The sequence below is a fragment of the Candidatus Omnitrophota bacterium genome (assembly GCA_040755155.1).
Classification (GTDB): Bacteria; Hinthialibacterota; Hinthialibacteria; order Hinthialibacterales; family Hinthialibacteraceae; genus JBFMBP01.
In genome coordinates this window covers 4,568-27,131 of the sequence record JBFMBP010000002.1, presented here as the reverse complement: position 1 = coordinate 27,131, position 22,564 = coordinate 4,568, and the positions used below count along the sequence as shown (strand labels likewise).

Here is a 22,564-nt window from a genome sequence, read left to right as displayed (position 1 = left end):
TCTCCTATACGATTTGATAAAATTGTCCAGCCTGCACTTCCACTGCCATATCCACGATCAGCTCGCCATCGGCCGCCTGGGAAACCTGTATCCATTTCAATGGACGCGGCGCCGGTCCTCCGGTCACATTGCCGTTCGGATCGAATTCGGATCCATGACAGGGACAGATGTACCCATCCTGGGACGGCTGGACGATGCACCCCAGATGCGTACACGCCAAAGACATCGCTGCGATTCCCTGCGATGTGGATACTACGCGTAAATTGTTTTGGGAAAGTATCTTTTCACTGCCGGGCATAAATTCGGATGGATTGCCGATTCGGACTTTGCTGGAGGCTTCCGGCGTCACTCGCGGTTTGGGCAGCTGCGCCATGCCAGCAATGGAACCTAGAATGGCGAGTCCCGCCGACCAGAATCCAGCGAGTCCTAGCCAGTCTCTACGCGGCAGTGGTCTTGGGGCTAAGCGGTCAGGCATATTGGCATCACCTCAAAATGAAATCGCTCCATTGTAATGGCGCCGGTCGGACAACGTTCGGCGCACAAGGCGCAACGGATGCATCGCGTTTCGTCTTTCAAAATGGCGGATGCCTGGTCGAGGGGAAAATCCTGCATATGCGCTTCGAATAGCGGCTGCAACTCAACTTGATTGACGAGCAGGGAAACGGAAACTATCCGTAGGCATAGCTCCGGACAAACATCCACGCATCCCCCGCACAATATGCATTTTGTTCCGTCGAATATGGTATTGATCCCGCAATCCAGGCAGCGTCCGGCTTCTCTTCGGGCTTGTTCCTCCGTATAACGGCATTCCACAAGGTTGGATAGAGATTGCAATCGCTGCGCAACATCGGTTTTAGGCGGTTCTATACGTTTTTGTTTTTCGTACCCTTCTTCTCGGTAGTAGTGCGTTAAAGGAAAATGCAATTCGGTCTGGCGCAGGGACGCTTTCCTGCCGGTTACTGATTCATAAATCGAACGAGCGGCGGCTTTGCCCGATGCTACGGCGTGTATCAACAACTTGGCGCCGTAAGCCAGGTCCCCTGCAATATAGACATCCGGACAGTTGGTGCGGCCAGTTTCCGGGTCGCAAACGACTGCCCCATTAGGATGAAATTCAAGCCGGTCCCGTTCGGCATTCAGAAACGATAAATCAAAGGTCTGACCAATTGATACAATCACATTGTCGCAGGGAATCACCGTAGTTTCATTTTCATCGAACCGGGGATCGAATCGGCGTTCTTCGTTATACACCCTCAAACATCGCTTGAATTTGACTCCGGTTACCTGGCCATCCCCGCCGGAATGGATTTCCATCGGCCCCAGACTGTTTCTTCGATGGATGCCCTCCTCATCCCCTTCGATGATCTCAATATCATCCGCAGGCATTTCCTCCAACGACTCCAAGGAACACAAATAGACATCCCGAACACCGCTTGTACGGCGGGCAGTGCGTGCGGCGTCCATCGATATCTGCCGCAGGACGGTTCGTCCGACATCGTAGGCCACATTCCCCCCTCCGATCACGACCACCCGGTCACCCAACGCCGGAGCATTTCCCAGCGACGCATCCCGCAAGAATTCCACCCCGCCAATCACTCCCGCAGCATCCGCGCCCGGAATCGGAATGGAACGGGAACGCTTTGCGCCAACGGCAATAACCACCGCGTTATGTTTTCGGCGCAATTCCGGAAATAAAATATCTTTTCCAATCTGGCAGTTCGTAATCGCTTGAACTCCCATCCCCAGAATTACATCCACTTCGGCCTGAATCGCTTGGCGCGGCAATCGATACTCCGGTACGCCGACCGCCAGCATTCCCGCCAATACCGGCTCCATTTCGTAAATTACGACCTGGAATCCATACAGCGCCAGATCGTGCGCAGCCGCCAATCCTGCCGGCCCGCTGCCGATCACTCCCACGCTCATGTTTTCGACCGATTCGATATTCCCTTGCATAAGGGATTGCAATAGAGGCAATAATTCATCCCGGTCCTGGCATTGCCGAGGTGCGTATTTCCGCGCCGCTGTCTTCAGAAACTCAATTAACGAGCCGGATTCCCTCCGCCCTGATTCGGGACCGTATTGCTCGCAAACATAATTTTTTAACCGTCGGATGGATATAGGGGCGTCATAGTCCCCCCGGCGGCAGGCTTTTTCGCACGGCGCACCGCAGATTTTCCCGCAAATGGACGCCAGTGGATTAGGTCCTCGCGCGATCAAGTAAGCCAACTCATCGTTTCCATCGGCTATAGCGCGTATATACCCCCGCGCATCCGTGTGGACGGGGCAAGCATATTGGCATTTGATCTGCTCTCGCCAATAACCAAAATTTGCGGCTTTTACCACGCCAGGAAAACAATTATTCATGTTCCATTTCACGCTCCGGCTACAATTTTCGCAGTGATTTGGGGCATACTCCCATCATTCGGCATATCATATTTTCGGAATGGGGAAACGAGTGAACCGGATTGGCCGCCAAATCCGCCAGTGTCCATTGCTTTAGAATGGCTGTCGTAGCTTCATGTATCTGATACATGGCCTGGTGATACGCGCAAACTATATGAACCTGATCGGTTTCTTGACAGTAATTTCCCAATATCTTCCCCTGACAAACCTCAACAATATCCAGTAAGGTGATGTCTCCAGGCTTTTGATGCAGGATTACCCCTCCACTCATTCCCCTAAAGGCTCGCAAAATCCCCGCTTTGACCAAAAGGCCGGTTATTTTTGCCAGGTAAGAAGGCGACTCAGATAACTCATCTGCAAGATTTTTTGGCGATATAGGCGTAATCCCGTTCTTCAATACGAGATAAATCAGTACCTTAATTGCTGTTTCGGTTGTTTGATTAAGCATTTTCTCATAATTAAGACAATATTTATCTTAATTATCTTTTTACCAAAATCTTTTTCTCGTGTCAAGCAGACTTCGAAGAATATTCAAAAAAACGGGAACCTGTCCCTTTCTTTTTGTGGAATGTCAGCAACAAGTCTAGCGGTTTAAGAAAACCAAGCGCCGGCTTGGAATATCTGGATGATATTCTATAATTCGATCAAAGTCTTGGTGGTATAGATTGAAAGGGAATGCGGTTTTTCAACTTCGGTTCCGCTGAACAATCCGAGCGCTGGCAAATCTTATCTCCGGTACGCTCTGGAGCACATGGAGTTCCAGATATCAATCGATTGATCCACAAACAGTTTAGACAAGGCTTGGTCGACCCCTCACGAGCTTCCAATGGGCGGAAATACCCCAAACCGATGGGACCGGAGGAGATTGTCTACGGCGATAAAGTAATCAACCTGGCAAATACCGATCCCAAACTGCCCTGGAACCGCCATCGGAAGGTTTACCCGGAAAAGGATAATCCATAAATTACCGCTGGATTGCTGCCCATCACCGCTGGCCATTGCGCTTGTGTAACTTCATATTTCCCAATATAAAACAGCTGCGTAATGGTTACGTGATGTTGCGGACCTTCATTGGAATCCCGATCCTGTTCAATCTCCGGCAATCCCATCATAAATGTCCCCGTAGGGATGAGCGCCATCTCCAACGGCTTGGCGCCTTGGGGGAGGTTGGGAAGGTTAATCGTGATTTCCTCCAAAGCCAGACAAGGAAGCGCGCCGACTAGAAGAACAAGGAGCGCGCATAATTTTTTCATATAGTTTCACCTATTCAAGCCATATCTGCGTTTGTTCGAAATAACGCCGCTAACGATAAAATTGAGATATTTTATCACAATCCCAATAAATATCTATTGATTTTTCTAAAGGAGGATGTAGTAACAAAGGATTCATCATTCCTTCTCCCGCCGTTCGATGGAATTGAGATAGCTCGGCGTCGATACTCCTGAGACAAGGGCGGTCGAACGCTATGGGAAGGAAGCGAGTAACTTCACGAAAGGGAATGTTGACCGGCGCGGGAATCAGTCTTCAGTATGAAAACGGCTAAAAGAATTGTGATCTTTACGAACGTATCTTGGCCTATGTGTTCAAAGGCGGTAAACTATTCAGCCAGGACTTAGTTGGCGGCGAATTTAGCCATGCAGATAATCGCAAGGAATACCGCTATCGTGGGAAGTTCAACCAGACTGAACAGGAAACGAAAACGTTTGAGATTGCATGGTTAAAAGTAAGATGAATTGTTGACTTGGATGATTTTGTGATTATTTTAAGATTAATGAAATCAGGTAAATATAAATAAGGAGAACGCTTTCATGGAAACCCTTCCCGCTTTTTGCTTGCTTGGCGCTCCCGGCGCAGGCAAAGGAACGCAGGCGCAGTTGCTTAAAGAACGCCTCGGCTATCTTCACGTCAGCTCGGGGGATATTTTCCGCGACGCCATCGCCAAGAAGGATCCGGCGGCGCTCAAGGCTCAGGATTTGATGAATCGGGGCGAATTGGTGCCCGACGACGTCATCAAAGAGATGGTGCAGACGGAACTGGGCGCTAAGTTGCAGGCGGCGGGCAAGATTGCGGGCGTCATTCTCGACGGCTTTCCCCGCACCGTCGGCCAGGCGGAAATGCTGGACGGCCTGCTTTCCACCCTCAACCTGCGCTTCACAGGCATGGTCAACCTGGCCGTGCCGGAAGAGATGCTCGTCAAGCGCCTATTGAATCGCGCTACGGAAGGCGCGCAACGGGCGGACGACAACGAAGAGGTCATTCGCGAACGCATGAAAGTCTGGCGGCAAAAAACCCAGCCCCTCGAAGATTATTACGCCCAACGCCAGCTGCTGATCAACGTGGACGGAACCGGAACCATCGAAGAAATTTACGTGCGCCTGGCGCCCATCGTGAAAAAGATGTAATGCTTATTGAGGGGATAGGTCCAGTTACGAAAGCCCCCTCACCCTAGCCCTCTCCCGAAGGGCGAGAGAAAGAGTTTAAAGTACGAATAAGGTGGGGATGCGGCATCGTCCCCGCTGGCAAAACGCAGATTTTTCTTGATCGGCGGCGCATTTGGAATTAGAGTCAAGCTGCGATCGTTTTCGCGACGATTCCTAAAAGAAGAAAGAAACGGGGAGGGATCCGCCATGCGCGCGATGCTTCGTTTCGCCATAACCGCCTTGCTGTATGGAGCTATTCATGGCGCCGCCGACGCCGCCAACGGCGATAAAATCACATGGGTGCAAATCGCTTTCGACGAGATCAAATCCGCCTCGCCGGTTACGGGCGAAGCCACGGCGCCCCTCTCGCTGGTGAAAGCCATCGTCAACGCTATTCCCCAAAAGTATATCGACGAAGCCAAAGAGGATGGCTTCGACATCAAGGCGATCTTCGCCGCCGTGGAAAGTATGCCGGAGAGGGAGACGTTCGAACTCACCAAGAAAGATTATCATCTCCTCATCCGCAAACAGACAAAAGCCGTCGGGGAGCTCGTCTATCCCTCGTGGCTAAACGTCAAAAGCAAAGATTTTAAAGTTCCCATCCCCTTGATGATTACGGGAACGGCCGTCTCCGTCGTCCAATTCGCCTTCAGCGATTTGAAACTGGATAGCGCCGCCTTGGACGTTCTGGTCGCGGAGGTCAAAAAAACGCCGCCGGGATTGATTCTCAAAGGCGAAGACAAGTTGATGAACTCGTGGCTGGAAATCAAACTCGAATAAGCAGCGCGGCGGACGAATCGGCGGAAAACGCTCTGCGCCGCCGCTTCGCTGGACGATTGGCCTGCGGCGTTCCCTTAGCCCCTTATACGACGCTGAAAATCGGCGGCCCCGCCCAATATCTTCTGGAAGCGGATGCCTGCGAGCAGATTATTGATGCGCGCCGCCTGGCCTTGGATTTGGAGATTCCTTTCTATTTCCTGGCCGGATGCTCCAACGTCTTGATCGCCGACGCCGGATTGCAGGGACTCGTCGTCATCAACAAAACTCGCCGCATCGAGTGGGGAGAAGATTACGCCGCCTGGGCGGCGGGCGGCTGCGGCCTGGACGATTTCGTTATGGAAGCCTCGCGCCGCGGCTGGGGCGATATGACCTTCGCAGCGGGCATTCCCGGCTCGTTGGGCGGCGCCTTGGCGGGAGGCGCGGGCGCCTTCGGGCATCTGGTCTGCGAGTATCTGCTTCAAGCCGATGTGTTGCGCAAGGACGGCTCCCTGGCCGCTTTGACAACCGCGGAATTGGGCGTCGATTACCGCGACAGCCAGGCGCGCCGGCGCGGCGATATCGTCCTGCAAGCGAAGATGGGGCCGTTCGTTCCCTCATCCCCCGGCGATTTGTTGCTAGAGACGCAACGCATCAAACAAGAACGGAAAGAAAAACACCCCGGCGAAGATTTGCCCTCGGCCGGCTCTTTCTTCAAGAATCTGCCCCCCGCCGAACCGGGCGGACGCCGCATCCCGGCGGGCAAATACCTCGACGAAGCGGGGGCCAAACAACTGCGCGTCGGCGACGCGGGCGTCTTCCCTAAGCACGCCAATATTATCGTCAATCACGGCCGCGCCACGGCGGCGCAGGTGAATGAGTTGGCCGATGCGATGGCCGCGCGAGTCAAGCAACGCTTCGGCGTGATTTTGGAAAAGGAAGTGCAATACTTATGCTAGACGATGCCCCGCGTTCGTCCTCTACGTCCGCCGATTCCATCCGCATCGCAACGGCGGAATTCGTCGTCAGCGCTCCCAATTTGAAAGCCTGCCCGCCTCTCACGTATCCCGAAGTCGCCATCGCAGGACGCTCGAACGTGGGCAAATCCAGCCTCATCAATCATATCTGCAACCGGCGCCATCTGGCCAAAACCTCCAATACGCCGGGGAAGACTCGGCTAATTAATTTCTTCCATCTTGCGCTCGATCCGGATTCCGTCCATCTACACCTGGTGGACTTGCCGGGATACGGCTATGCGAAAATCGATAAAGCCTCCCAGCAACAATGGGCGCGCACTCTGCAAGAATTTCTCGAATGGCGTCCGCTGGCGGCCATCATTCACCTCATCGATTGCCGCCATGAACCTACCGCCCTCGACAAACAGATGCGCGAATGGATTGCGCATCAAAAAATCCCCTCCATCACCATCTTGACCAAAGCCGATAAACTGAGCTCGTCGCAACTGGCGCAATCGCGAAGCCGGATTGTTCACTCGCTGCATTTGCAAAAAGAAGAACCATGCCTCGCAACATCCACCCTAAAAAAAACCGGCGCGCGCGAAATCCTGCAAGCCTTGCACGACGTGATCCTCGGCGCCTCTTCCGAGACGCTGCGAAAATCGTAGGGCGGTTCGAGCGAAGCAAGCCCCGCCATATCTATAAAAAAACATATCGAATCGAATGATGGGTCGCGTCGTTTGACCCATTGATTTCTCCTACAAAGAAATATGAAGGATCAAAAACACAACCCATCCTGCTTATCTTCCCGCAATCGCCGACCCCCTATCCTCGGCCTGATCTTTACCCACAAGTATTGAGGAATTCCGCCCTTTCATGGCTTAAGGTTTTTGTTGATCCAGTTCCCAGGCCGTTGGCCTGGGCTATCTTATTTCGCCCTTTCAGGGCTTAAAAAACAAGGATTTCTCTTCAAACGGGCAAACTGTTACGACAAAAACAATGTCAATCAATATAGAGTCACTTGCAAAATTCTATTTTATCAGCGAAGCGCACATCTTGGCGTAGCGGACGAGGGGATCCCAGAAGAGGCCGAAGTAGACGACGGGAATGGTAAGCGCCGCGAGCAGTCCTGCGTAGACGGGATGTACGCGCATGGGCTGGGCAATGGAGGGGGAATCCATGAACATCGCGCGGATGATGCGGGCGTAATAATAGAGGGAAACTACGGAATTCAGGACGGCGATCAGCGCCAGCCAATATAGGTTTTTATTCAATACGGCGATGAAGAGATACCATTTTCCGACAAAGCCCGCCGTGGGCGGGAGCCCGATCAGAGAAATCAGCGCGATCGTCATGGCGATGGCCGTATATGGCGCTCTAGCCCACAATCCCCGCACGTCAGCCATTCTTTCGTCGCCTTGCGCGTTGACGATGATGACAATCACCGAGAAGGCGGCCAGGTTGGTGAAGAGATAAGCGACGAGATAAAAGACGACGGACTCCATTCCTTGGGCGCTCAGGACGCAAACGCCCATCAATAGATACCCCGCGTGAGCGATGCCGGAAAAAGCCAGCAGGCGCTTGAGATTGTTCTGCGGAATGGCTCCCAGGTTGCCCGCCGTCATGGTAATGGCGGAAAGCAGCGCGATATGAAACGTCCAGTCGATATGAAGATTGGGCAATTCGATCCAACTGGCGCCGCCGTCTCCGGGAGCGATCATCGTCGAGAAGAAGAAGCGGATCAACAGCGCGAAGCCGGTTCCCTTCGAGGCGACGGAAAGATACGCCGTAACCGGAGCAGGAGCGCCTTCGTAGACGTCCGGCGCCCAAAAATGAAACGGAACCGCCGCGATCTTATATCCCGCGCCTACCATGACCAAAACGAAAATCGTATAAACCGCGGGTTCCACGCCCTGTGCGCCCGCCAAAATCCCGCGGATAGCGGAAAAACTGGTGGAGCCGGTCAAACCGTAAAGCAGCGTCAATCCGAAAAGCATGATGCCGGTGGATACGCCGCCATAGAGCACGAACTTCACCGCCGCTTCGTCGGATTTTCCCACCTTGCTGGAAAAGCCGGAAAGGATATAGGAGCCGATGCTCATCAGTTCCAGCGCCAGGTACATCATTACCAAATCCTGCGCCGCGGCGACGAGGCACATGCCGATGCACACGGAAAGAAGAATGGCGTAGAATTCGCCCTTCTTGAGATACAAAACCTCATGGCTGTATATCGTCATTACGATGACGACGAGCGTGCTCAGCAGGAAGAATCCCCGGAAAAAAGCGGAGAACATGTCATGGGCAATCATCCCCATGAACAACGGACTCGGCGCCAGGTTGTAAAGGCCGAAATGAAAATAGAAGGCCAGCCCGGTTCCAACCAAAGCGATGACGCCGGGCGCGTCCAAGCCTTCCCGTTCCGAGCCGAACACGTCCGCTAAGATTGCCAATAGAACGGCGACGGAGAGGATAAGTTCCGGGATGAAATAAGCCAGGCTCTCTACATTGCCCATGAAGCGCTACCCCTTCTTTATGACATCAAGCATCTTGACCAATTGTTGCATGGTGGGATTGAAAAAGTCGATAATCAGTTTGGGGAAAATTCCCAAAACAACGACGAAGCACGCTAGCGGGATCAGCGTGAATTTCTCGCGCAGCGTGCAATCGGGAAGATCGGCGTACTTTTGATTCAATGGCCCCAAGAATATGCGCTGATACGTCCATAGCGTATAGGCCGCCGTGATGACGATTCCCGACGTGGCCAGCACCGTAATCCAAAGGTATACCGGGAAAGAACCCAGGAAAACCAGCGCTTCGCCGATAAATCCCGAAAGCCCCGGCAAACCCAGCGAAGCGAAAAAGGCAACGCAGGTAATCCCTGCGTACATAGGAACGTTCTTCGCTAGTCCGCCGAATCCGTCGATGTCGCGGTGATGGGCGCGATCGTAAATAACGCCAACCAGGAGGAAGAGCATGGCAGTGATGGTTCCGTGATTGAACATCTGCAACACCGCCCCGTTCATTCCTTCCGGCGTCATCGCCGCCATCCCCAGCATGACGAAGCCCATATGGCTGATGCTGGAATAGGCGACGAGTTTCTTCAAATCGCTCTGCGCCATGGCGCACAAGGCCCCGTAAACGATATTGATGAGAGCAATGATGGCGATGAATAACGCGAAATCCACGGCTTCCGCTGGCATCAATGGGTAACTGATCCGCAACAGGCCGTAGGTTCCCATCTTCAGCAGAATGCCCGCCAGAATGACGCTGATGGCCGTCGGCGCTTCCACGTGGGCGTCGGGAAGCCATGTATGGAACGGGAAGGCTGGAATCTTGATGGCGAAGGCGACGTACATGCCCAAAAACAGCCACCATTTCAACCGCAGCGCATTCGCCAGTTCCGACGCCCCGATCTTTTCGCGCAGAGCGACGAGGTCGAACGATCCCGTATAGATATAAAACACGATCATGGCGATGAGGAGAAAAACGCTGCCGAAGAGCGTATAGAGGAAGAACTTGATCGCCGCATATTCCTTGCGCGGGCCGCCCCAAATGCCGATGAGGAAATACATTGGCAGCAGCATCAATTCCCAAAAGACGTAGAAGAGGAAGAAATCCAGCGCACAAAAGACGCCCAACATTCCCACTTCCAACAAAAGGAAAAGGGCGAAATATCCCTTGGCGCGGTCGTTGATGCCCCAGGAGGCGAGGATGCAGATCGGACAGAGCATCACCGTCAAAAAGACCATGGGAACGCTCAAACCGTCCACCCCGACGTAATAGAATATGTTGAAATTATCGATCCAGGGGACATTGGCCGTGAACTGCATTCCTCCCGCCGGATCGTAGTCCATCAACATCTTTACGCCCAGCAACAGCGATGGAATCGTGAAAAGAAAGGCGATTTGTTTGATGAACAATTTCGCCCGGCCCGGAATGAGCAAAATGATCCCCATGCCGATCAGCGGCCAAAAAATTATCCATGAAAGCAAATGATTCGGCGGATTCATGCTTCGCGTCTCCCTATTGGATCGTCGTCATTATCTATGTTTGAGGAACGTAGTTCGTTCCTGGAACTAGTGGTCAATTTCACTTGATTTTTTAATAGTTACATTAGAGCCTCATGCAAAACTCCATAATTCCACCCCCATGCTTGGGGGAGGTTAGGAGGGGGTTGCTTTAAGTCTAATATAATCAACCCCCCTCTAACTCCCCCCAAGCTTGGGGGGAGAATTTAAAAGCGGATTTTATTAATTTTGCAAGAGCCTCATTATTAAAAAAGCCCCCTCACCCTAACCCTCTCCCAGAGGGCGAGGGAATAATTTCATATGAAATAAATCCTAGGCGAACAGCCGGATGATGTAATTGTGCAGCAAAAGAACAACGCCGGCGGCGAGGCTGGCTTTCAGAATATAATTTTGAATGACGCCGCTCTGAATCAACGTGCTAGCGGCGCCCGCGATTTGCGTCAGAATCGCCAGCAGGTTGACCAGCCCATCGACGACGTATTTGTCCCATGCGCCGGAGAATGTCGACGTCCCGCGCAGCCCCGGCCCCGTAATATTCACCAAGCCGTCGACGACGTTATTGTCGAAGCGGGCTAAGACCATGCGCATCCAGAGCAAGAAGCGGATGACGGTCTTATCGTAAAATTCGTCCACCCAATATTTATGAAAAGATAGATCGTAAAGAGGCCGCAACTTGGCCGCCCACGCTTCGGCGGATATCTTTTTCTTGTAATAGACCAGATAAGAAAGAAAGATGCCGCTGAACGCTATTACGATGGATAGAACCATGGCGAGATTATGCGCCAGATGCTCGCTATGTCCGCCGCCATGCTCCGCCGCATGAGCCGCTCCTGGCGCAACGACCAGGTGGTTGAACCACAAGCCGCCGTACAGCCCGAAACCGCCGAGAACGGAAAGAACGGCCAGCGTAATCAACGGAATCGTCATGACGGACGGCGATTCGTGGGCATGAGCGTATTTTTCGGGAACGCGGGCTTCGCCGTAAAACGTCAAAAAGATCAATCGGAACATATAAAACGCCGTCACTCCGGCGGCCAGCCACAAACCGATGAAGATGGGCATGTGGGCTGGATTCTCCATCCCAAACGCCAAGGCGCCCCCCAAGATGGCGTCTTTGCTGCCGAAGCCGGAAAAGAAAGGCACTCCCGATATGGCCAGCGTGGCGATAAGCATGGTCGCCCAGGTGATGGGCAGTTTCTTTCTCAATCCGCCCATTTCCGGCAACTCTTGCGAGTGCACAGCGTGGATGACGCTGCCGCTGCCGAGAAAGAGCAGCGCCTTGAAGAAAGCGTGCGTCATCAGGTGATACAATCCCGCCGTAAAAGCCCCCACGCCAAGCGCTGTAATCATATAGCCCAGCTGGCTGACGGTGGAGTAGGCGAGAACGCGCTTGATATCCGTTTGCGTTATGGCGATGGTAGCGGCGAAGAAGGCGGTGATAAGGCCGATATAGGCGATCACCAACATCGCTTCATGCGAAGCGGAAAAAATGGGAAACAGCCGCCCGACCATATAGACGCCCGCCGCGACCATTGTCGCCGCGTGAATCAAGGCGCTGACGGGCGTAGGGCCTTCCATGGCGTCCGGAAGCCATACGTGCAGCGGGAATTGCGCCGACTTGCCTACCGCCCCGCCGAAAAGGCAGACGGCGGCGATGGTCAGCAGCGTCCCGTTCAATTGCCCATGCGCCACAGCTTCAAAGACCTTAGTATAATTGAGAAGGCCGGTTTCTCTTACAACAATCATGATGCCGAGAAACATGAACACGTCGCCGACGCGGGTGGTTAAAAACGCCTTCATGCAGGCATTGGCCGCCGAGGTTTTCCAGAAGAAAAAGCCGATTAGCAAATAAGACGAGACTCCAACCAGTTCCCAGGTGATATAAAGTATGAAAAGATTGTCGCAAAGCACCAATAGCAACATGGAAAAGCTGAACAGGCTGAGGTAGGCGAAATAGCGGTCGTAGCAATCTTCCCCGCGCATGTAGCCGATGGAGAAGAGATGCACTAGGGCGCTGACGATGTTCACGACCATAATCATAACAGCCGTCAGGTTGTCGATGTGGAATCCGAAACGGAATTCCATCATCCCCGCGCCGCCGAACCAGAGATAGGAATACTCTCTTAAAAAGTTCGGATCGTATTCCAGGACGATGACCTTCGCAAAAAGGACGATTCCCAGAATCAACGCCAGCCAGATCGCTCCCGTCGGCAGCCAATCGCCCTGCCGGGGAAGGCGCTTGCCGAAAGCGAGTTGCAAACCGAAAGACGCCAGCGGCAAGCCGATGATCGCCCAAGCGAGAATTTCGTAAATCTCCATGCCAGCCTCTCAGTGCTTCATCGAAGAAATTTCTTCCAGGTGAACCGTGGAAAACTGTTGATAAATCGCCAGCACGATGGCCAAAGCCACCGCCGCTTCCGCCGCCGCTAAGATAATCACGAAGACGGCGAAGACGCTGCCATTGGCGCTTGTACTCGGCGAATACCGGTTGAAGGCGATCAGGTTGAGATTGGCGGCGTTAAGGATCAGTTCGATCCCCATCAGCACGCGGATTCCATTCCGCCGGGTGGTTACGATGAATACGCCCAACAGAAAAAGAATGATGGATACCACCAAATAATGTTCGATCCCTACGCTCATGCCCGTCCGCTCCATGTTTTAAATGATGAGTGATGAATGATGAATGATGAAAAAAAATTCAAAATTATGTATTGTGTAGATCGTAGGATGGATCGCGACGTTTGACCTATCAATTTTTTATAATCCGCATTCACCTAAATTTTCCCTCAATAAGGGGGATTCATCATTCATCATTCATCATTCATCATTCATCATTCATCATTCATCACTTTTTTCGGTTCTCCGCGCGCAATTACTACTGCGCCGATCAACGCAATCAATAACAACAGCGAAGCTGCTTCGAAAGGAAGAAGGTATTTCGTCAAAAGCAATTCGCCCACCGGAGAGATAGTGGACGCCAGCGTTTTGCTTTCCGGATTCTCCATAATTTGCCAGGGCGCCGTCATCGCCAGGGGAATCAGCGCCGCCGCCAGAACCGCGAGAAAAGCCGCGCCCCATTTCAACTGCATCGTCTGTTTTGGCGCTTCCGCCGATTCGCGGCCCGTCAGCATCACGCCGAAGAGCAGCAGCGCCAAAATGCCGCCGACGTAAATAATCACCTGGGACAAGCCGACGAAATCGGCGCCCAGGAGAACGTACAGGCAAGCAAGTCCGAAAAACGTGAATAAAAGAGAAAAGGCGGCGTGAACCAATCGGGAAGAAAAGGCGGTATAGGCGGCCGAGACGATGACGACGATCGCTAAGATGTAAAAAAGCATGCTAGGCAGTAAGGACACTGGCTTCTTTTCCCTCCTCTTTCGCTTCTTCGGATTCTTTGGAAGCGGCGGATTTTTCTTCTCTGGGAACGATGGGCTTATAGGGATCTTTCACGAAATCGCGCTTCATTAGCGAGCGATCCGTAAAGACGGTTTCGTAATCGTGCGACATGGTGAGGCAGTCTTGCGGGCACGCCTCCACGCATAGCGCGCACCAGCAGCACTTGACGTAATCGATGGCAAACAGGGTCGGCTTGCGGTTCTTGCCTTTTCCTTCTCCCTCGATCTCGAAGCAATTCACCGGACAGATGCGTGAGCAAGCGTTGCAAGCCGTGCAGTCGTTGACGTCGTTGACCAGCGTTCCCCGGAACCGTTCGGGGATTTCTCTTTTCTTGTAGGGATACAAAAGAGTGACGGGCTTGCGGAATAATTCCTTGCCCGTAACCGCCATCCCTTTCATGGTGGTAAAAAAGCCCGAAAAAATATCGCTCAAAATGGCCATGATAACCTCTCCTACTTGGCCCTTTCCATCAAAGCGATCCAATAGCTAAGTGCGACGATGTTGATCAATCCCAACGGAATCAGGAATTTCCAACATACGCCCATCAGCTGATCGATGCGCAGCCTCGGCAGCGTCCACCGCAGCCACATCGCGACGAACATCAACGCCGAAACTTTGACAATATAGATCGACCAATGCTCGAGGCCAAAGGGACCGTACCATCCTCCCAAAAACAGGAGGGCGCCGATTGCCGATACGATGAATAGATCGGCGTATTCAGCCATGTAAAATAAAGCATACCTCATGCCCGAATATTCCGTATGGACGCCGGCCACTAGTTCCGATTCCGACTCCGGCAAATCGAAGGGCAGCCGGTTGGTTTCCGCCAACGACGAGACGTAGTAAGCGATAAAGGCGATCAGGCAGAACGGATTCCAAACGTACCAGTTCCACACGCCCCCCGCCTGCGCCTGCACCACCGTTCCCAGCCGCAGCGAACTCGCCAGCATGACCGGCGGCAGGATATGCAAAGCGGTCGGAACTTCGTAACTCAGAAATTGCGCCGAGGTTCTCATCGCTCCGTACAACGACCATTTATTATGCGAAGACCAACCCGCCATGATAATGCCGATGGCCACGATGGATGAGGTCGCCAGCAGGTACAATATCCCGATATTCAAATCCGCGGGAACCCATTTTGGCCCCAAAGGCAGCACCGCCCACGAGATCAACGCGCCGCTGAATACTAGGCCGGGCGCGAGGATGAACAGCCATTTATCCGCCATCGCTGGGATAATGTCTTCTTTGATGAACAATTTCAGCCCGTCGGCGGCGGTTTGCAGAATGCCGTGCCAGCCGACGTGCATCGGCCCCATGCGCGCCTGCATGTGCGCGGAAACTTTCCGCTCCGCATAAACGGCCACGATGCCGATGACCGCCACCATCGCGATCGCCGCGACGGCGCACAGACCCGCCGCCAGCAGATATTGCAGCCATTCCGGCATCGCTTTCAACAGGGAATATTCTTGAAATAGATTGATGAGATAGAGCATTTAGCGGTCCACTTCTCCCAAAACGATGTCCATCGTCCCTAATGTCGATACCAAATCCGCCACCAGCATATTTCGCGTTAGTTCTTCGAAGACGCTCATATTGCAGAAAGACGGTCCCCGCACTTTGAGGCGGTGCGGTTTGCCGCTGCCGTCGCTGATGATGTAGAAAGCCACTTCGCCGCGCGGGCATTCCTGGGCGACGTACGTCTCTCCCCCCTTGGGCGGACGCAGCGCTTTGGAAACCTTGGCTGTATATTCTCCCCCTTCGGGGAAGCCTTCGATGACCTGTTCGAGGATGCGCGTACTCTCGTACATCTCCTGCACCCGCACCTTATACCGGTCCCAGCAATCACCGGTGGTTCCTTTCAAGCCCTGCCCCACGGGAATATCGAACTGGAAACGGTTGTATATGGAATAGGGCATATCCCGCCGCAAATCCCAATCCACGCCCGCCGCCCGCAACATGGGGCCGGTAACGCCGTAAGCGATGGCTTTTTCTTTGGTCAAGACGCCGATATTGGCGGTGCGCCGGATAAAAATCTGGTTGTAACTTAAAAGTTCATTTAGGTTGTCCAATTTGGAGCGGAACTGTTTGAGAAATTTCTTCGCCAAGTCCATCGCGCGGGGCGTCATATCCGCCGCTACGCCGCCGATGCGCACGTAGCCGAAGCACAGCCGCCCGCCGGAAAGTTCTTCCAAAATATCCAGCACCTGTTCCCGCTCCCGGAAGGTAAGCAAAAAGGGCGTAAACGCCCCCAGGTCGATGCCGTACGTTCCTTGAAATACGAGATGGCTGGCGATGCGGTTGAATTCGGCGACAAATACGCGGATATATTCCGCCCGCTCCGGACTTTCGATGCCCGTGAGTTTTTCCACACAGGCGGCCCACGCCCAATTGGTGTTCATGGCCGAAAGGTAATCCATGCGATCAGTATAGGGAACATAGGCGTCGTAACCGACGCATTCGCCGATTTTCTCTTTGCAACGGTGCAGAAAACCAATGCGCGGCTCGGCTCTCTCGACGATTTCGCCGTCCGTATGCAGCATCACCTGTAAAACGCCGTGGGTGCTGGGGTGCTGCGGCCCCATGTGGATGACGAGAGGCTCGCCTTTCAGCGGTTTCGGTTGAGCGGCGGTAATCATATTCTAAATAGCCTCGAAACTAATTTGCCGATTTTATATTCTCTTGAGCCTTTTGCAAAATTCCTTTATTCCTCCCCCAAGCTTGGGGGAGGTTAGGAGGGGGTTGAGATAAGTCTAACAAAATCAACCCCCCTCTAACTCCCCCCCAGATTGGGGGGAGAATTGAAAAGAAAATTATATCATTCTTGCAAGAACCTCTCTTATCATGCCATTCCATTCCCTCTGCTATTGGGCTGATCTTTACCCATAAGTCGAAGGGATTAATCAAGGGCAGAAACAACCTTGCCCTTGCCACCCGACCACCCGACATATACCTATAAAAATCAAAATCCCAATTCCCGCAAATGCTCATGCGTTGGCATAACGTAATCTTTCCGCAAGGGATGGCCTTCCCATGCTTCGTCAAGGAGGATGCGCTTCAAATTGGGATGGCCTTCGTAAACGATCCCCATCAGGTCGTAGCATTCCCGTTCCAGCCAATCGGCGGCGGGCCATACGGAAGCGACGGAGGGAACGCGGGGATCGTCCTTGGCGGCGCGAACTTTCAGGATAGCCCAATGCCGATATTGCATCGAGCGGAGATGATAGACGCTTTCGAAATATTCCGGCCATTCCACGGCGCTTATGCAATGAAGGGTTTCGCAAGCCGTCCGCGGATCGTCCCGCAAAAAAAGGCAGATTTCGGGCAGCGCGTCCGTTCGCGCGAGAATGAAGGGATCGCGCAAGCCTTTTTTTTCGTCGCCGGTAATGACGTGTTCGAGAATTTTCTCTTCGCCGAAAGTCTCACGCAGCAATGCAAAGATGGCCAGATGTTCCATAATCTCCTCAAACCGCCGCCGCTTCCGAAGCGGGCTGAGCGGGAGAAATAATCGCTTCTTTTTTCCGCAACGTCCGGTCCTGGCGGATTTTCTGCTGCAACTCGATCAACCCCGCCAGCAAAGTTTCGGGACGGGGAGGGCAGCCAGGCACATAAACATCGACGGGAATATAGAGATCGACGCCCTTCACCACGTGGTAGCCGAATTCATGGTACGGCCCACCGCCGATGGCGCAACTGCCCATCGCCAGCACCCATTTCGGATCGGGCATTTGATGGTAAAGCAGCTCGATGCGCCTGGCCATCTTGTACGTAACGGTCCCGGCTACGATCATCAAATCCGACTGGCGGGGAGAAGCGCGGAAAACGCCCATGCCGAATCGGTCGAGATCGAACCGGCAGGCGCCCGTGTGCATCATCTCGATGGCGCAGCACGCCAAGCCGAAAGTCATCGGCCAGACTGACGACAACCGCGCCCAATTGAATAGCGAATCGACGCTGGTTACGATGAAGTTCTCTTCGAACTTCCCCTGAAGATATCCCACAATAGGACTCCTTCCGCAGCTGCGCAGGGATATCCCCCATAATCCTCATGCTTATATACCCCATTGAGGAATATATAAGTTTTAGCCATGAAAACAATGGAAAGACGTTTAGATTTTGGCGGCTACCGTTTTGGAGAGATGGTAAATCCGCCTTTAAACCAGAGAAATGCCCCTATCGCGCATATGATTCCAATACACAAAAACACATCCAACAAAGGAAACAACGAAATCGATTTATTAATAGCATCTACATGGTTTTCCATTGGAGTCGCCCTCTACCACAGATTTAAGATTGCGGAGAGACGGAACGCAGTCCCGTCTTCGATCGTCTTCCGCGAAACACCCATTCCAAGTGGCCTTTCGCCCAACAATAGATCAATCCTATTCCCAAAACCAGCAAAAAAGCGAACATCTCATAAAAAACCATCATCCCCACATCTGGATCGTGGAGCAATTTCTTGAAGACTACCGCCCAAGGAACGACGAATAGTACTTCCACGTCGAAGATGATGAAAAGGATGGCGATGATATAGAAGCGGATGTTGAAACGAATCCAAGGGGTTCCGATCGGTCTTTCCCCGCATTCGTATCCGCTCAGTTTTTCCGGATATGGATTGATGGGCCGGAACAGCCGGGGGAGAATAAGTGAAACCGCAATAAAAACAATAGCGGCGAAAAAAAAGACAAGAACAGCGAAGTAATGAGCCGGCATCGGCAATTCAGCAATCATTGACGCCCTATACCCTCCTTCAAAATCGAAGGAATCAATAACAAAAAGATCGCCCAGCATTCTCTTTTCATGCCAGGCTAGTTTAAAGCTAGCATGTCCTCCAACCGGATTCAAGGGGATATTGACGATTTGATGAAATTGGAATCGGCGCATCCAGACGCCGCCATCGCCTTCATCGGGGGAATATTTCGTCGACGATTTGGTTTGTGCATCGCACTACGGCGTTGGAAAGATGGGTTTGTACGTTTTGCAAATCCCGGCATAGCGAGACCAATTTCTCGATCTCTTCGGGAGACTTTTTTTGTTCGCGGGCTTCTTCGACCAGCGCCTCCGTTTTTCCTAGAATGGCGTTGCAATCGGCCAAATGATCGTGAATGCTTCTCATTAAATCCAGAGTGGCTTGCAAATAAGGGCTAAGCGGCTTTCCTTTGCCGAACAGTTGCGAAACGACGACCTCGAAGTCGCCGAAATAGGGAACTCCATCCCGGTAAAAGCGGTTTTTATTCTTTTCTTCCATCTGCGCTCTGGTCATTATATCATTTCTCCGCTTCGCCAAAAATTTCAATAGAGAAAAAGAGCGTAAAATCCGGCTTCGCCCAGTATTCCCTGGCCAATTCTTGAAAGATATACAATATATCTTTAATCTTTTCAAGTAACAAGAGGGAATTATATAGAAAAGTGACTCTTAAATTAATGATAATTCATGGAAGGCAAAAAGAAAAAAAGTCCGAATCAGGATGCTCGTGATTAAAGGATGAGCAGGATAGGACGATAGCGCGTGTTGGCGGGGCGGCAGGGCATGGTTTCAGTCTGCCCTTGAGGGATCGAACAAAGGCAGACTTTGTCTTGCCTTGCCGCCCCGTCATCCCGTCGTCATCCCAGCCTTTAAAGGCTGGGCTATTTTTAAATGCCCCTTTAAAGGGGCAAACGAAAAAAGCCCGCCGTTTCAACGGCGGGGCGGCAGGGCTAGGTTTCAGTCTGCCCTTGAGGAATCGATCAAAGGCAGACTTCGTCTTGCCTTTGCCACCCCGTCATCATTCATCATTCATCATTCATCATTCCATCTTACTGCCAGCTGCGCGTCCACCAGTGTTTGTCGAAGTGCGCTCCTTCCAGAAACGAATCGGGATCCACTCGGCCTAGAGTGATTTGAATCGCCATTTGGTAGAGCGCTTCCTCTTTGACGACGCGCACGATCTTTCCCTTCATTTGATATTTGTTGCAGCGAACAAGCACTTTATTCAAATTCGTATGGTTGGACAGCAGGCAGATCACTTCCTGGCCGGTTTTCAGAGGATCGAGAGTGCGCACCAGCATCCCCGTTTTGCTGACGTTGATGGTTGTGGTTTGCAGCAGATAATCCTCCTCCTCCACCAACAGATAGCAAGGAACTTTCAAGTCGATGCGGTTGGAGCGTTGCAACCGGGGACGCGGCGAAGGCTTTACGAGAGATAAGCCGTTCTTCTTCTGCGGATTCTTAATTGGGGGAGAAGTCGTTTTTCGCCAGAACATGTTTTCTTTCCTAAATGATGAATGATGAATGATGAATGATGAATGATGAATGATGAATGATGAATTTTTATCCCTGAAGGCGTGGTGGCAAAGGCAAGTCATCCCAGCCTTGAAAGGCAGGGCTATTTTCAAATGCCCCTTCAAAGGGGCAAACGACAATAGCCCGTTTCAACGGCGGGGCGACAGGGTTTTTCTTCCTGCATTCGCCGAGAGCCTTTCCTCGGTTAGGGAGGCTCATCATTCATCATTCATCACTCATCATTTCTTTTGAATGATCTTCCCCCCTAAAACCGCCCGTCCGGCGAGTTTGTCCTCGATCGCGCGGGCGGCGAGGTCTAAAACGGCTTGGGAAGCGGAGCCGCACAGCATGGCGCAGATAAAGGCTCTGGCCATCTCTTTATCGAACGCCGCGGTGAATTCTTTTTGCTGCTCGATTTTCTTCAGCCGTTGGAAGCGTTCCAACGCTTTTCGGATTTTTATGGGATTATTGGCGATATACCGGCGAGCGAGCATTTCTTGCAGCACCGCCATTTTCACCGTCTCTTCCCCGAAAAGCAGTTCCAATTCTTCTTGAAGCCGCTTATTTTCCATCCTTCTTCCTCTTTGTAGGCGTCAAGGGCTATTATATTATACCGCAAAATGAATTTTGCATTCTATTCGTCCCGTGCGATATCGGCCGCCGCCTCCGGCGCCGGTACTCTATTTTTATCGGCCTGAGACGGCAATCCTCAAGCAGAAAAAGGAAAGAAGGACTGTTCCATGACTGACGCCGCATCCGCCCAATTGACGCTCAACGACATCGTTTCGCTGTGCAAGCGCCGGGGATTCGTTTTCCCCTCCAGCGAAATTTACGGCGGATTCGCCGCCTCTTGGGATTACGGCCCGTTGGGCGTGGAATTGAAGAACAACGTCAAGCAGCTCTGGTGGCAGGACGTGGTCACCAACCGCGAAAACGTTGTGGGCATGGACGGAGCGGTTACAACGCATCCGCGCGTATGGGAAGCGTCCGGCCACGTGGAAGGCTTCCACGATCCGCTGGTGGACTGCAAAACCTGCGGCTGCCGCTTCCGCGCCGATAAGCTGGACGAGGAGCGCTGCCCCCTCAAGCCCAGCAAGTCGCCTAAGGAATGCGGCGGCGAATTGACAGAGCCGCGCGACTTCAACTTAATGTTTAAACTCCACTGGGGACCCGTGGACGATTCCGGCAACATCACCTACTTGCGCCCGGAAACCTGCCAAACCATATTCCCCAATTTCAAAAACGTGCAAACGGTTACTCGCCAGCGCGTACCTTTCGGCATCGCCCAGATCGGAAAATCCTTCCGCAACGAAATCACCACGAAATCCTTCATCTTCCGCCAGCGCGAATTCGAACAGATGGAGTTGGAATTTTTCGTTCATCCCAGCGAAGGCAAAAAGTGGTTCGAATACTGGCTGGAACAGCGCCGCAACTGGTATCTCTCAATCGGCGTACGCGAGCAAAACATCCGTATGCGCCAACACGATCCCGACGAACTGGCCCATTACGCCGACGATTGCTACGACGTGGAATATAAGTTTCCGATGGGCTGGAACGAGCTGGAAGGCATCGCCAACCGCACCGACTTCGATCTCAAGCGCCATAGCGAGTTTTCCAAGAAAGACCTCTCCTACCGCGACGACCTCACCGGCGAAAAATACATCCCCTGGGTTATCGAATCCTCGGCGGGCGTGGATCGCACCGTCCTAACGCTTCTCAGCGACGCCTATGACGTCGATCAAGCGCCCAACGATAAGGGCGAGCTGGAAGAACGGCTGGTTCTGCGCTTTTCGCCCAAAGTGTCGCCGGTCGCCATCGCCGTTTTTCCTCTGTTCAAAAAGCCCGATCAAATCGAAATGGCGCGCAAAATCGAAGCCGATCTGCGCGGCCCCTATCGCACGGCTTACGACGAAACCGGCAACATCGGCAAGCGCTACCGCCGTCAGGATGAAATCGGCACGCCCTTATGCATCACGGTCGATTTCGATTCCATCATTGACCACGCCGTCACTCTTCGCAACCGCGATTCCATGAAGCAAATCCGCGTAGGAGTGGACAACATCCATCAGGCGGTCGCAGATCAATTGAAAGAAATGTCTACTTTGAGACTTTGAGACTTTGGGACTGGGAGACTTTGAGACGGAGAGACGGGTGGCAAAGGCATGGCGAAGCTTGCCTTTGATTTTCTCCCCGCAGGATGATTCAAATTACGTTAAAAAAGGAACTTCTGTATCCTATACGAGGACAAACTTAAAAAATCCCAATTTTTTACTGGAGGATGGTTATGTGGAATCGAAAACCTGATGTAAGCCGCCGATCTTTCCTTAAAGGCGGAATGCTCGG

Annotated in this window: 23 protein-coding genes and 1 pseudogene; 6 read left to right on the top strand and 18 right to left on the bottom strand. The window is 52.6% G+C overall.

Annotated elements, in window-relative coordinates; all coding sequences use genetic code 11:
* Nucleotides 1-4 precede the first annotated feature (4 nt).
* The 4 genes from AB1656_00260 to AB1656_00245 form a co-directional block, all read right to left on the bottom strand.
* Nucleotides 5-475: a ubiquinol-cytochrome c reductase iron-sulfur subunit gene (locus AB1656_00260; GenBank protein ID MEW6233792.1), complete on the bottom strand. Its 471-nt coding sequence runs from the start codon at nt 473-475 to the stop codon at nt 5-7.
* On the bottom strand, nt 460-2,367 hold the full coding sequence (locus tag AB1656_00255) for an FAD-dependent oxidoreductase (protein MEW6233791.1): 1,908 nt from the start codon (nt 2,365-2,367) through the stop codon (nt 460-462). The genes AB1656_00260 and AB1656_00255 overlap by 16 nt, the downstream gene beginning before the upstream one ends.
* 19 nt (nt 2,368-2,386) lie before the next feature.
* Entirely contained in the window at nt 2,387-2,854 is a 468-nt protein-coding gene (locus AB1656_00250; protein ID MEW6233790.1) for an Rrf2 family transcriptional regulator, read from the bottom strand.
* Between the two features lie 490 nt (nt 2,855-3,344).
* A complete protein-coding gene (locus tag AB1656_00245; protein MEW6233789.1) occupies nt 3,345-3,659 on the bottom strand; it encodes an SUMF1/EgtB/PvdO family nonheme iron enzyme in 315 nt (104 codons plus the stop codon).
* Nucleotides 3,660-3,843: 184 nt separating this feature from the next.
* Here AB1656_00245 and AB1656_00240 point away from each other — a divergent pair.
* The 5 genes and pseudogenes from AB1656_00240 to yihA all read left to right on the top strand — a co-directional run bounded on the left by AB1656_00240 (nt 3,844) and on the right by yihA (nt 7,206).
* Nucleotides 3,844-3,939 (top strand): annotated as a pseudogene (locus AB1656_00240) (hypothetical protein).
* Nucleotides 3,940-4,214: 275 nt separating this feature from the next.
* A complete protein-coding gene (locus AB1656_00235; protein MEW6233788.1) occupies nt 4,215-4,808 on the top strand; it encodes an adenylate kinase in 594 nt (197 codons plus the stop codon).
* Nucleotides 4,809-5,033: 225 nt separating this feature from the next.
* Nucleotides 5,034-5,606, top strand: coding sequence for a hypothetical protein (locus AB1656_00230; protein ID MEW6233787.1), 573 nt, complete (start codon nt 5,034-5,036; stop codon nt 5,604-5,606).
* Nucleotides 5,582-6,541 (top strand): UDP-N-acetylmuramate dehydrogenase, encoded by a 960-nt coding sequence (murB, locus tag AB1656_00225; GenBank protein ID MEW6233786.1) that lies wholly within the window; start codon nt 5,582-5,584, stop codon nt 6,539-6,541. The genes AB1656_00230 and murB overlap by 25 nt, the downstream gene beginning before the upstream one ends.
* Nucleotides 6,535-7,206, top strand: coding sequence for a ribosome biogenesis GTP-binding protein YihA/YsxC (yihA, locus tag AB1656_00220; protein MEW6233785.1), 672 nt, complete (start codon nt 6,535-6,537; stop codon nt 7,204-7,206). Before murB ends, yihA begins: the two co-directional genes overlap by 7 nt.
* Before the next feature lie 363 nt (nt 7,207-7,569).
* On the opposite strand, the gene AB1656_00215 is transcribed toward yihA, so the two are convergent.
* The 14 genes from AB1656_00215 to AB1656_00150 form a co-directional block, all read right to left on the bottom strand.
* Nucleotides 7,570-9,051 (bottom strand): NADH-quinone oxidoreductase subunit N, encoded by a 1,482-nt coding sequence (locus AB1656_00215; protein MEW6233784.1) that lies wholly within the window; start codon nt 9,049-9,051, stop codon nt 7,570-7,572.
* A 6-nt stretch (nt 9,052-9,057) separates the two neighbouring features.
* Complete coding sequence (locus AB1656_00210) at nt 9,058-10,548, bottom strand: NADH-quinone oxidoreductase subunit M (protein MEW6233783.1); 1,491 nt, start codon at nt 10,546-10,548, stop codon at nt 9,058-9,060.
* 330 nt (nt 10,549-10,878) lie between these two features.
* Nucleotides 10,879-12,885 carry an NADH-quinone oxidoreductase subunit L gene (gene nuoL / locus AB1656_00205; GenBank protein MEW6233782.1) on the bottom strand — a complete coding sequence of 669 codons (2,007 nt, stop codon included), beginning with the start codon at nt 12,883-12,885 and terminating at the stop codon, nt 10,879-10,881.
* A gap of 9 nt (nt 12,886-12,894) precedes the next feature.
* Entirely contained in the window at nt 12,895-13,206 is a 312-nt protein-coding gene (gene nuoK / locus AB1656_00200) for an NADH-quinone oxidoreductase subunit NuoK (GenBank protein MEW6233781.1), read from the bottom strand.
* Nucleotides 13,207-13,397: 191 nt separating this feature from the next.
* The gene (locus AB1656_00195) at nt 13,398-13,922 is read right to left on the bottom strand and encodes an NADH-quinone oxidoreductase subunit J (protein ID MEW6233780.1); all 525 of its coding nucleotides are present in this window, start codon (nt 13,920-13,922) and stop codon (nt 13,398-13,400) included.
* Entirely contained in the window at nt 13,906-14,403 is a 498-nt protein-coding gene (locus tag AB1656_00190; GenBank protein MEW6233779.1) for an NADH-quinone oxidoreductase subunit I, read from the bottom strand. Before AB1656_00190 ends, AB1656_00195 begins: the two co-directional genes overlap by 17 nt.
* Nucleotides 14,404-14,414: 11 nt before the next feature.
* Nucleotides 14,415-15,455, bottom strand: a complete 1,041-nt coding sequence (nuoH, locus tag AB1656_00185) for an NADH-quinone oxidoreductase subunit NuoH (protein MEW6233778.1) — start codon at nt 15,453-15,455, stop codon at nt 14,415-14,417.
* The gene (locus AB1656_00180) at nt 15,456-16,598 is read right to left on the bottom strand and encodes an NADH-quinone oxidoreductase subunit D (GenBank protein ID MEW6233777.1); all 1,143 of its coding nucleotides are present in this window, start codon (nt 16,596-16,598) and stop codon (nt 15,456-15,458) included. It lies immediately after the preceding gene.
* A gap of 323 nt (nt 16,599-16,921) precedes the next feature.
* On the bottom strand, nt 16,922-17,416 hold the full coding sequence (locus AB1656_00175) for an NADH-quinone oxidoreductase subunit C (protein MEW6233776.1): 495 nt from the start codon (nt 17,414-17,416) through the stop codon (nt 16,922-16,924).
* Between the two features lie 7 nt (nt 17,417-17,423).
* Complete coding sequence (locus AB1656_00170; protein MEW6233775.1) at nt 17,424-17,960, bottom strand: NADH-quinone oxidoreductase subunit B family protein; 537 nt, start codon at nt 17,958-17,960, stop codon at nt 17,424-17,426.
* A 286-nt stretch (nt 17,961-18,246) separates the two neighbouring features.
* Nucleotides 18,247-18,843 (bottom strand): NADH-quinone oxidoreductase subunit A, encoded by a 597-nt coding sequence (gene ndhC, locus AB1656_00165; protein MEW6233774.1) that lies wholly within the window; start codon nt 18,841-18,843, stop codon nt 18,247-18,249.
* A gap of 19 nt (nt 18,844-18,862) precedes the next feature.
* Nucleotides 18,863-19,222 (bottom strand): hypothetical protein, encoded by a 360-nt coding sequence (locus tag AB1656_00160; protein ID MEW6233773.1) that lies wholly within the window; start codon nt 19,220-19,222, stop codon nt 18,863-18,865.
* 533 nt (nt 19,223-19,755) lie between these two features.
* On the bottom strand, nt 19,756-20,202 hold the full coding sequence (locus AB1656_00155; protein MEW6233772.1) for a PilZ domain-containing protein: 447 nt from the start codon (nt 20,200-20,202) through the stop codon (nt 19,756-19,758).
* A 258-nt stretch (nt 20,203-20,460) separates the two neighbouring features.
* A complete protein-coding gene (locus tag AB1656_00150) occupies nt 20,461-20,793 on the bottom strand; it encodes a hypothetical protein (protein ID MEW6233771.1) in 333 nt (110 codons plus the stop codon).
* A 168-nt stretch (nt 20,794-20,961) separates the two neighbouring features.
* On the opposite strand from AB1656_00150, the gene AB1656_00145 reads away from it, so the two are divergent.
* Nucleotides 20,962-22,335 carry a glycine--tRNA ligase gene (locus tag AB1656_00145; GenBank protein ID MEW6233770.1) on the top strand — a complete coding sequence of 458 codons (1,374 nt, stop codon included), beginning with the start codon at nt 20,962-20,964 and terminating at the stop codon, nt 22,333-22,335.
* Nucleotides 22,336-22,564 lie beyond the last annotated feature (229 nt).